The organism is Leisingera sp. F5, assembly GCF_001593695.1.
Window position 1 is genome coordinate 1 of record NZ_LUKH01001394.1, and the last position, 1,056, is coordinate 1,056.

The window sequence follows — 1,056 nt, forward strand, 5'->3', positions numbered from 1 at the left end:
ACGCGGACCGGGCCTGCGGGCAGGACCTTGCGGCAGTAGGCTTCGTCCTGCGCGGCAAACAGTTCCATGCAGGGCATGGAGACGACGCGGGTGCCGATGCCTTCGGCTTCCAGCTTGGCCTTGGCTTCCATCGCGACGGAGACCTCGGAGCCGGTGGCGATCAGGATAACCTGTCGCTTACCCTCAGCTTCGGCCAGCACATAGGCGCCTTTTTCGACCATGTTGGTCAGCTTGTGCTCGGTCCGGACGGTGGGCAGGTTCTGACGGGTCAGGGTCATCACCGAGGGGGTGTCCTTGGAGGTGAGGGCGATTTCCCAGGCCTCTGCGGTCTCAACCGTGTCTGCGGGGCGGAACACATAGGTGTTCGGGGTCGCGCGGCAGATCGCCAGATGCTCCACCGGCTGGTGGGTCGGGCCGTCTTCGCCGACGCCGATCGAGTCGTGGGTCATCACAAACACGGTCGGGATCTTCGACAGGGCCGCCAGGCGCATGGCCGGGCGTGCATAGTCGGTGAAGCAGAAGAAGGTGCCGCCATAAGCACGCACACCGCCGTGCAGCACCATGCCGTTCATCGCGGCAGCCATGCCGTGCTCGCGGATGCCCCAATAGACATAGCGGCCCTTGCGGTTGTCGGTGTCGAAGGTGCCCAGGTCGCCGGTCTTGGTGTTGTTGGAGCCGGTAAGGTCAGCCGAGCCGCCCACGGTTTCCGGCATCAAGGGGTTGATAACGGCCAACGCCATTTCCGAGGATTTGCGGGTGGCAACTTTGGGCTGCTCCTCGCTCACCTGCTTTTTCAGCGCCTTGATAGCGGCCGACAGTTTTTTCGGCGCGTCCAGGGCATAGGCGCGGTTGAAACGGTCCTGCTTTTGCGACGACAGCTCGGCAAAGCGGGTTTCCCAGGCTTCGCGCTCGGACTTGCCGCGCGCACCGATCTCTTCCCACTGGGATTTGATATCAGCGGGCACCTCAAACGCGCCGCCGGTCCAGCCATAGGCGTCTTTGGCGGCCTTCAACTGATCTGCATCGGTCAGGGCGCCGTGGCCCTTGGAGGTGTCC

1 protein-coding gene is annotated in these 1,056 nt (G+C 63.9%); it reads right to left on the minus strand.

Annotation, left to right across the window (positions count from 1 at the left end):
- Positions 1 to 1,056 (minus strand): transketolase C-terminal domain-containing protein (locus A2I95_RS41710; protein ID WP_291738128.1); only part of this gene is annotated, 1,056 nt, incomplete at both ends.